This window comes from Pseudomonas sp. CG7 (assembly GCF_023701885.1).
In the GTDB taxonomy this organism is placed as follows: Bacteria; Pseudomonadota; Gammaproteobacteria; order Pseudomonadales; family Pseudomonadaceae; genus Aquipseudomonas; species Aquipseudomonas zanjanensis.
The window spans coordinates 39536-48478 of record NZ_JABAEE010000018.1; the positions used below are offsets into that span (position 1 = coordinate 39536).

Annotated in this window: 6 protein-coding genes; 5 read left to right on the plus strand and 1 reads right to left on the minus strand. The window is 63.3% G+C overall.

From position 1 onward, the window contains the following. Positions 1-18 precede the first annotated feature (18 nt). Positions 19-276 carry a hypothetical protein gene (locus HGO40_RS10135; RefSeq protein WP_250962875.1) on the minus strand — a complete coding sequence of 86 codons (258 nt, stop codon included), beginning with the start codon at positions 274-276 and terminating at the stop codon, positions 19-21. A 467-nt stretch (positions 277-743) separates the two neighbouring features. Here HGO40_RS10135 and HGO40_RS10140 point away from each other — a divergent pair, with 467 nt between their 5' ends. From HGO40_RS10140 to HGO40_RS10160, 5 genes are all read left to right on the plus strand, one after another. Further along, positions 744-1901 (plus strand): efflux RND transporter periplasmic adaptor subunit, encoded by a 1158-nt coding sequence (locus HGO40_RS10140; RefSeq protein ID WP_250962876.1) that lies wholly within the window; start codon positions 744-746, stop codon positions 1899-1901. Then, positions 1898-5014 carry a multidrug efflux RND transporter permease subunit gene (locus tag HGO40_RS10145; RefSeq protein ID WP_250962877.1) on the plus strand — a complete coding sequence of 1039 codons (3117 nt, stop codon included), beginning with the start codon at positions 1898-1900 and terminating at the stop codon, positions 5012-5014. Before HGO40_RS10140 ends, HGO40_RS10145 begins: the two co-directional genes overlap by 4 nt. A 9-nt stretch (positions 5015-5023) precedes the next feature. After that, positions 5024-5707 (plus strand): heavy metal response regulator transcription factor, encoded by a 684-nt coding sequence (locus tag HGO40_RS10150; protein ID WP_186705131.1) that lies wholly within the window; start codon positions 5024-5026, stop codon positions 5705-5707. After that, positions 5694-7061 carry a heavy metal sensor histidine kinase gene (locus HGO40_RS10155; RefSeq protein ID WP_250962878.1) on the plus strand — a complete coding sequence of 456 codons (1368 nt, stop codon included), beginning with the start codon at positions 5694-5696 and terminating at the stop codon, positions 7059-7061. The genes HGO40_RS10150 and HGO40_RS10155 overlap by 14 nt, the downstream gene beginning before the upstream one ends. A gap of 230 nt (positions 7062-7291) precedes the next feature. Then, positions 7292-8785, plus strand: a complete 1494-nt coding sequence (locus tag HGO40_RS10160; protein ID WP_250962879.1) for a sensor domain-containing diguanylate cyclase — start codon at positions 7292-7294, stop codon at positions 8783-8785. Positions 8786-8943: the final 158 nt, after the last annotated feature.

The following is an 8943-nucleotide window of genomic DNA, read 5'->3' on the forward strand; positions in this document are numbered from 1 at the left end:
CGTGCTCGAAGGATGACTTCAGCGCTTGCCCATTGAACGGCGCGTTCCAGGAGGCGCGGCGCCCGGAGTCTTGGTGTGGCCATTCTTTGCGCCATTCTTGTACCACGGCTGCTGGCCGGCGCCCTTGGCCGCAGCCAGTTCACCGGGTTTGAACGGGAATTTGAAGGCGGGGATCGCCGCTTTCACGTCCTCGCTGTTGGAAACATCGCTGTCCGTCTGGCCGGACGGTTCGCCTTGCGAGCGTTCGTCCGCGGGCGATGGTATTGAGGAAGTCATTTGAATTATTCACTTGAGTAGGACAACAAACCCGTGGCGAGGGAGCTTGCTCCCGCTTGAGTGCGAAGCGCTCACAGGGATGGGGCCGCTTCGCAGCCCAGCGGGAGCAAGCTCCCTCGCCACAATTCAGTATGCCGGGCTCGGTAGGCGAGCCGCGAAAGGCGGCAGTATACCTGCCCGATATCCCGGCGCGCAGGCCAGTTTCATCCAACACGAACCACCGCCATCACGAGCAGGCTCGCTCCCACATTCAATCTTCAGTGGGCACAAAACTGATATCCAACACAGAGCCACTGTGGGAGCCGAGCTTGCTCGCGATGGGGCCAGCAAGCCCAACATCCATTCGTCCGACAGCAATCCAGGACAAAACTGACACGCCTGTCAGTTAGCCGTCACCTTCCTGACCGGCTCGCAACGCTATATAAGAAAGCTCAAACTCCTGCGTCCCGAACCGGCCCTTCATATCCATGCGCACCCAGAAGAAAACTATCCTGCTTGTCATGCTGTTGGTCGCCCTGGCGGCCCTGGCCCTCTGGTATGTGCTCAAGCCCGTGGCCGCCAAGCCCGGCGCCCCCGCCGCCGTTCCGGTACGGGCCGTCAGCGTGGTGCAAAAGGATGTGCCGCGCTTTGCCAGCGGCATCGGTACGGTCCTGTCGCTGCACAGCGTGGTGATCCGGCCGCAGATCGACGGCATCCTCACCCGGCTTCTGGTCAAGGAAGGGCAACGGGTCAAGAAGGGTGACCTGCTGGCGACCATCGATGACCGCTCGATCCGCGCCAGCCTCGACCAGGCCCGGGCCCAGCTCGGCGAGAGCCAGGCGCAGTTGGCGGTGGCCCAGGTCAACCTCAAGCGCTACAAGTTGCTGAGCGTCGATGACGGCGTCTCGAAGCAGACCTATGACCAGCAACAGGCCCTGGTCAACCAGCTCAAGGCGACCGCCCAGGGCAACCAGGCGGCCATCGACTCGGCACAGGTGCAACTGTCCTACACCCAGATCCGCTCCCCGGTGAGCGGGCGCGTCGGCATTCGCAACGTAGACGAAGGCAACTTCCTGCGCACCAGCGATGCCGAAGGCCTGTTCACGGTGACCCAGATCGACCCGATCGCGGTGGAGTTCTCCCTGCCCCAACAAATGCTGCCGACCTTGCAACGGTTGATCGCCGCCCCTGAGCAAGCCTTGGTCAAGGCCTACATCGGTGCCGATGGCGCCACCGGGGAGCTGCTCGGCGAGGGGCGCCTGAGCCTCATCGATAACCAGATCAACGCCAACACCGGAACCCTGCGGGCCAAGGCCGAATTCAACAACGCCGCGCAACGACTGTGGCCTGGGCAACTGGTGACGCTGAAAATCCAGACGGCCATCGACAAGGACGCCCTGGTGGTGCCGCCCACCGTGGTCCAGCGCGGCCTGGAGCAACACTTCGTGTACCGGATCAAGGGCGACATGGTCGAGAGCGTGCCGGTGACGATGGTTTACCAGGACAGCGACCTGCACATCATCAAGGGGGTCAACGCCGGCGACCAACTGGTGAGCGACGGCCAGTCACGGCTCAAGCCGGGCAGCCACATCCAGGTGCTCAGTGATCCGCCCGCCCTGGCCAAGACTGTGGAGCCGCAACCATGAAGGGCCGCGGCTCGGTTTCGGCGTGGTGCATCGACCACCCCATCGCCACGGTACTGCTGACATTTGCCCTGGTATTGCTGGGGGTGATCGCGTTTCCTCGCCTGCCCGTCGCGCCGTTGCCGGAGGCGGAGTTCCCGACCATCCAGGTCAACGCCCAGTTGCCCGGGGCCAGTCCCGAAACCATGGCGTCGTCGGTGGCGACGCCGCTGGAAGTGCAATTCAGCGCCATTCCCGGCATCACCCAAATGACGTCCAGCAGTGCCCCGGGCTCGACCAACCTGATCCTGCAATTCAGCCTCGATAAAAGCAGCGACACCGCCGCCCAGGAAGTGCAGGCCGCCATCAGCACCGCCGCCGGCAAACTGCCCAACGACATGCCGAACCTGCCGACCTGGCGCAAGGTCAACCCCGCGGACAGCCCGGTGCTGATCCTCAGCATCAGCTCCAGCCTGATGCCCGGCACCGAACTGAGCGACTACGTCGAAACCCTGCTCTCCCGCCAGATCAGCCAGCTCGACGGCGTCGGACAAATCTACATCCCCGGCCAGCAACGCCCGGCGATCCGCGTCCAGGCCTCGGCCGACCGGCTCGCGGCCATCGGCCTGACCCTCGCGGACATTCGCCTGGCGCTGCAACAGGCCAGCCTCAACCTGGCCAAGGGCGCGCTGTACGGCGAGTCGAGCATTTCCACCCTGTCCACCAACGACCAGTTGTTCCAACCTGCCGAGTATGGCGAGCTGATCGTGTCCTACCGGGACGGGGCACCGGTACACCTCAAGGACATCGCCAAGGTGGTCAACGGCTCGGAGAACGCCTACGTCCAGGCCTGGTCCGACAACGAGCCGGGGGTCAACCTGGTGATCTTCCGGCAACCGGGGGCGAACATCGTCGAGACCGTCGACCGCATCCAGGCGGCCCTGCCCACCTTGCAAGCGATGTTGCCCGCCGCGGTGCAGGTCAAAGTGTTGATCGACCGCACCCAGACCATCCGCGCCTCGTTGCATGAAGTGGAGATCACCTTGCTGATCGCGGTGCGGCTGGGGGTGGCGGTAATGGCGTTGTTCCTACGCCAGCTCTCGGCGACGTTGATCGTCTCGGCGGTGCTGGGGGTGTCGCTGATCGCCAGTTTCGCCTTGATGTACGTGATGGGGTTCAGCTTGAACAACCTGACCCTGGTGGCGATTGTCATCTCGGTGGGGTTCGTGGTGGACGATGCAATCGTGGTGGTGGAGAACATCCACCGGCACCTGGAGGCCGGCGATGGCTTGCGCGAGGCGGCGATCAAGGGGGCCGGCGAGATTGGCTTCACCGTGGTTTCCATCAGTTTCTCGCTGATCGCCGCGTTCATTCCGCTGCTGGTCATGGGCGGCGTGGTCGGGCGTCTGTTCAAGGAGTTTGCCCTGACCGCCACCTCGACCATCCTGATTTCGGTGGTGGTGTCCCTCACATTGGCGCCGACCCTGGCCGCGCTGTTCATGCGTGCCCCGGTGCACCACGCCCACGGCTCGCCAGGGTTCGGCGAACGCTTGCTGGGCTGGTATGAACGCGGCCTGCGTCGGGCCCTCGCCCATCAAAAACTGATGATCGGCGTGTTCGGCCTGACCCTGGCACTGGCGGTGGTGGGCTATGTGTTCATTCCCAAGGGTTTTTTCCCGGTACAGGACACCGGCCTGGTGCTGGGCACCAGCGAAGCCGCCGCCGATGTGTCGTTCCCTGACATGGTGGCCAAGCACAAGGCCCTGGCCGAGATCGTCGCCGCCGACCCGGCGGTGCAGACCTTCTCCCACTCCGTCGGTGTCTCGGGCAATAACCAGACCATCGCCAACGGCCGCTTCTGGATCGCCCTCAAGCCCCGGGGCGAGCGTGACGTGTCGGCCAGTGGCTTCATCGACCGGATCCGCCCGCAATTGTTGAAGATCCCTGGCGTGGTGCTGTACCTCAGGGCAGGGCAGGACATCAACCTCAGCTCCGGCCCCAGTCGCGCCCAGTACCAATATGTGCTCAAGAGCAACGACGGGCCGAGCCTCAACGCCTGGACGCAAAAACTCACCGACAAGCTGCGCGGCAACCCGGCGTTCCGCGACATCTCCAACGACCTGCAACTGGGCGGCCGCATCACCCACATCAACATCGACCGCACCGCGGCGGCGCGATTCGGCCTCACCGCCACCGATGTCGACCAAGCCCTGTACGACGCCTTCGGCCAGCGGCAGATCAATGAATTCCAGACCGAGACCAACCAGTACAACGTGATCCTGGAGCTCGACACCGCGCAGCGGGGCAAGGCCGAAAGCCTGGCATATTTCTACCTGCGCTCGCCCTTGAGTGGGGAAATGGTGCCGCTCTCGGCCCTGGCCCGCTTCGATGCGCCGAGCAACGGCCCGCTGTCCATTGCCCACGACGGCATGTTCCCGGCCGCCAACCTGTCGTTCAACCTGGCGCCCGGCGTGGCCTTGGGAGACGCGGTGCGCCTGCTCGACCAGGCGAAGAACGAAATCGGCATGCCCGCCGCCATCACCGGTAATTTCCAGGGCGCGGCCCAGGCTTTCCAAAGTTCGCTGGCGAGCCAGCCATGGCTGATCCTCGCCGCGCTGGTGGCCGTCTACATCATCCTCGGCGTGCTCTACGAGAGTTTCGTACACCCGTTGACGATCATTTCTACCCTGCCCTCGGCTGGCCTCGGCGCGCTGATCATGCTCTGGCTGCTGGGCCAGGACTTTTCGATCATGGCGCTGATCGGGCTGGTGCTGCTGATCGGGATCGTCAAGAAGAACGGCATCCTGATGATCGACTTCGCCCTCGACGCCCAACGCAACAGAGGGCTGGCGCCCCAGGAGGCGATTTTCCAGGCGTGCCTGACACGCTTCCGTCCGATCATGATGACCACCCTGGCCGCCCTGCTCGGTGCGCTGCCGCTGATGCTCGGCTATGGCGCCGGCGCGGAACTGCGCCAGCCCCTGGGCATCGCGGTGGTGGGCGGCCTGCTGGTGAGCCAGGCGCTGACGCTGTTCACCACTCCGGTCATATACTTGTGGCTCGAGCGCCTGTTCCATCGGCCTGCCCATCAGCCAGGGTCGGCGCCGACGGCGGCGCTGGCAAGCACAGACCACTGAGGCGGAGCCATGCGCGTTCTGATCATCGAAGACGAAGAAAAAACCGCGGACTACCTGCACCGCGGCCTGACCGAACAGGGCTACACCGTGGACGTGGCGCCGGACGGCATCGAGGGGCTGCACCTGGCCCTGGAAACCGACTATGCGGTGATCGTGCTCGACGTGATGCTGCCGGGCCTGGACGGCTTCGGCGTGCTCCGGGCCTTGCGCGCCCGCAAGCAGACGCCGGTGATCATGCTCACCGCCCGGGAACGGGTCGAGGACCGCATCAAGGGGCTGCGCGACGGCGCCGACGACTACCTGGGCAAGCCCTTTTCGTTCCTGGAACTGGTAGCCCGCCTGCAAGCCCTGACCCGTCGCAGTGGCGGCCATGAACCGGTGCAGGTGAGCATCGCCGACCTGTGGATCGATCTGATCAGCCGCAAGGCCACACGCGCCGGCCAGCGCCTGGACCTGACCGCCAAGGAGTTCTCCCTGCTCAGTGTCCTGGCCCGCCGCCAGGGCGAAATCCTTTCGAAGACCGCCATTGCCGAAATGGTCTGGGACATCAACTTCGACAGTGACGCCAACGTGGTGGAAGTGGCGATCAAACGCTTGCGGGCCAAGCTCGACGGGCCATTCGAGCAGAAGTTGCTGCACACCATTCGCGGCATGGGTTATGTGCTGGAGAATCGCGGCAATGAAATTGCCTGACAGCATCGCCCTGCGCCTCAGCGGCCTGTTCACGCTGGTGGCGGCATTGGTGTTCCTGTTGATCGGTGGCGCTTTGTATCAACAAGTCGCCAAAGGCCTGGGCCTGTTGCCCGAAGCCGAGCTCGATGCCCGCTACAGTGTCCTGGAGTCTACTGTCGGTCGCTATGGCACGCCTGAACACTGGGTGAAGATCAACAACAAGCTGCGATTGCTCGGCGAGGAAGACAAGCGCATCCATTTCTGGATCGTCAGTGACGATCCGCGCTTTGAGTACGGCGATCCCGATGGGCAGATCCGCACCTTTGCCCAAGGTCCCCTGGGTAAACGCGACCTGACGTTGCCCCATCGATACTATCCGATGAAAGTCCTGGTGAGCCAGTTCCCGGCCAAGGACCAACGCCCGCCGCTGCGCTTCATGATTGGCATCGACACCGAGACCTTCTACCAGACCCAGCATCGCCTGTTGGTGGCGCTGGTGAGCCTGGCGATTGTCGGCGTGCTCCTGGCTTCGTTGCTGGGCTATTGGGTCGCGCGCATCGGCCTCAAGCCGCTGATCAAGCTTTCCGATGAAGCCCAACGCCTGACCCCGCCCCGCCTGTCCGGGCGCTTGCAACTGTCGCCCTTGCCGCCGGAACTGAACCAGTTCGTCAGTTCCTTCAACGCCACTCTGGACCGGGTCGAACAGGCTTACTCACGGTTGGAGTCGTTCAACGCCGACGTCGCCCATGAACTGCGCTCGCCATTGACCAACCTGATCGGCCAGACCCAGGTGGCGCTGACCCGCGGACGCTCGGCCGAACATTACTTCGAAGTGCTGCAATCGAATCTCGAGGAGTTGGAGCGGCTGCGCTCGATCATCAACGACATGCTGTTCCTGGCCAGCGCCGACCAGGGTAGCAAGGCCACCAAGGTGACCAGCACCTCCCTGGCCAGCGAGGTGGCAACCACCCTCGATTACCTGGACTTCATTCTGGAAGATGCCCAAGTCCAGGTCCGGGTCAGCGGCGACGCCCAGGCCAACATCGAGATCGCCCACCTGCGCCGGGCGCTGATCAACCTGCTGAGCAACGCCGTGCAGCACACGGCGCCCGGTCAAGTGATCGATGTGCGCATCGAAGCCCTTGGCGAGCAGATCTGCCTCGCCGTCACCAACCCCGGCGACCCGATTGCCGGCGAACACCTGCCGCGCCTGTTCGAACGCTTCTATCGCGTCGATGCCTCGCGCAGCAACAGCGGCGCCAACCATGGGCTGGGGCTGGCCATCGTCAAGGCCATCGCACTGATGCATGGTGGCGATGTTTTTGTGCACAGCGACCAGGGCGCCAACACGTTCGGGATCCGCTTGCCAGCCTGACACCGCCACAAGGTCCGGTGTTTTCCAGTTGAATGCTGGGCGAAAGCCAACTGAATCAAAATCAACAGATCGCCACCTTCGGCAGCGCGTACCAGATATTGCGCAAACACTGATTGCCCGCTCTCATCGATCCAAGCACAATCAGCAAAAGGCCAGCATCTGGTTCATTTGCCGGTTTGCAATCCTTTGGGACGGATCCCAACCCTATGACAATGCAGACATTCGGAACCATGAGCGCGCGCAGTGCGACACCCGGCAACACCCCGTCTTCGATACGTTCGGAACGGGTACTCGTACTGGCCAGCTCGCTGGTTGTCATTGCCATCCTGAGTATCGTGACGTTCCTGTTGATTCGCGAACACGCGACGGCCCAGCAGGCGGCCACACGCGCGGCGAACAATATCGTGCAACTGATCGATGCCGACGTGCTGCGCAACGTCGAACTCTACGACCTTTCGCTACAAGGCTTGATCGCCACGGCAAAACGCGACGACCTGAAAGACGTTTCGCCAACGATCCGCCACCTGGCCCTGTTCGACCGCGCCACCACCGTTCCCTATAAAGGCGACATCCTGCTGCTCGACAAGCGGGGCGATGTGATCGCCGATTCCGCCTCGGTCGAACCGCGCAAAGGCAACTACGCCGACCGGGAGTATTTCCAGTCCCATGTCCAGAACCCGACTCCGGACATGATGATCAGTCGCCCGTTCCGTTCCAGGAGTGCCACCAAGGATTGGCGCATCAGCTTCAGCTATCGACTGAGCGATGACCAGGGCGAGTTCATGGGCGTGGCCGAAGCCGCGATGCGCCTGAACTACTTCAGCCAGTTGTTCAAGAGCCTGAACATCGGCCATGGGACGGTCAACCTGGTCAGCCGCGATGGAATCCTGCTGGCCCAGGAACCGCCCCTGGCTGACGACATGATTGGCAAGGACTTCAGCACCCGACCGAATTTCGTACGTATCCTGCGCGAGGGCAACGGCAGTTTTACCAGCATATCCAGTGTCGATCAGACACAGCGCCTATACACCTTTTCCCAGGTAGGCAACCTGCCACTGATCGTCGTGGTAGCGCTCTCCTCCCGAGAGGTCTTCGCGTCCTGGCAGCGCACGGCATTGCTGGTCAGTGGCGCCACCGGTGCGCTGTGCATCGGTTTGCTCTGGCTCACCTGGCTGCTGCGCCGGGAATTGCGCCGCCGCCACAATGCCGAACGGGAACTGGCACAACTGGCCTCTACCGACGCCCTCACAGGCCTGGCCAACCGGCGAACCCTGGACGAAACGTTGCAGCAGGAGTGGTTGCGTGCGCAACGTTCGGGTCAACCGTTGTCTGTGTTGATGATCGATGCCGATCACTTCAAGGCGTTCAACGATCGCCATGGTCATCAACAGGGTGACGAGGCCCTGCGGGCCTTGGCGCAGTTGATCGGCCAGCATGTGCGACGCCCCGCCGACCTGGCGGCGCGTTATGGCGGTGAAGAGTTCTCGGTGATTCTGCCGGAGACCACCACTGCGGGCGCCTTTACCATGGCCCAGAACATTCGCGACGCGGTTGAACAATTACCGCCGGTGTCCGAGGGGGGAGCACCCATGACGGTAAGTATTGGCATCGCTACTTGGCTGAATGGGCCATATGGTGAGCTTTCGCAACTTTTGTTCGCTGCGGATAAGGCGCTGTACCAGGCGAAGGCCAGTGGGCGAAATCGTGTGGTTTGTGCGATGTGATGTCCGGTGATGTTGGATACCCACAAGGGTTTTGGGACCGGCACGGTCCTGTGGCGAGGGAGCTTGCTCCCGCTGGGTCGCGCAGCGGCCCCAAAAAAGGCTTTGGCGGCGGGCCGGCCAGGCGGGGCTGGCGGGCGCGGGCCGCACGCCTCCCCCGG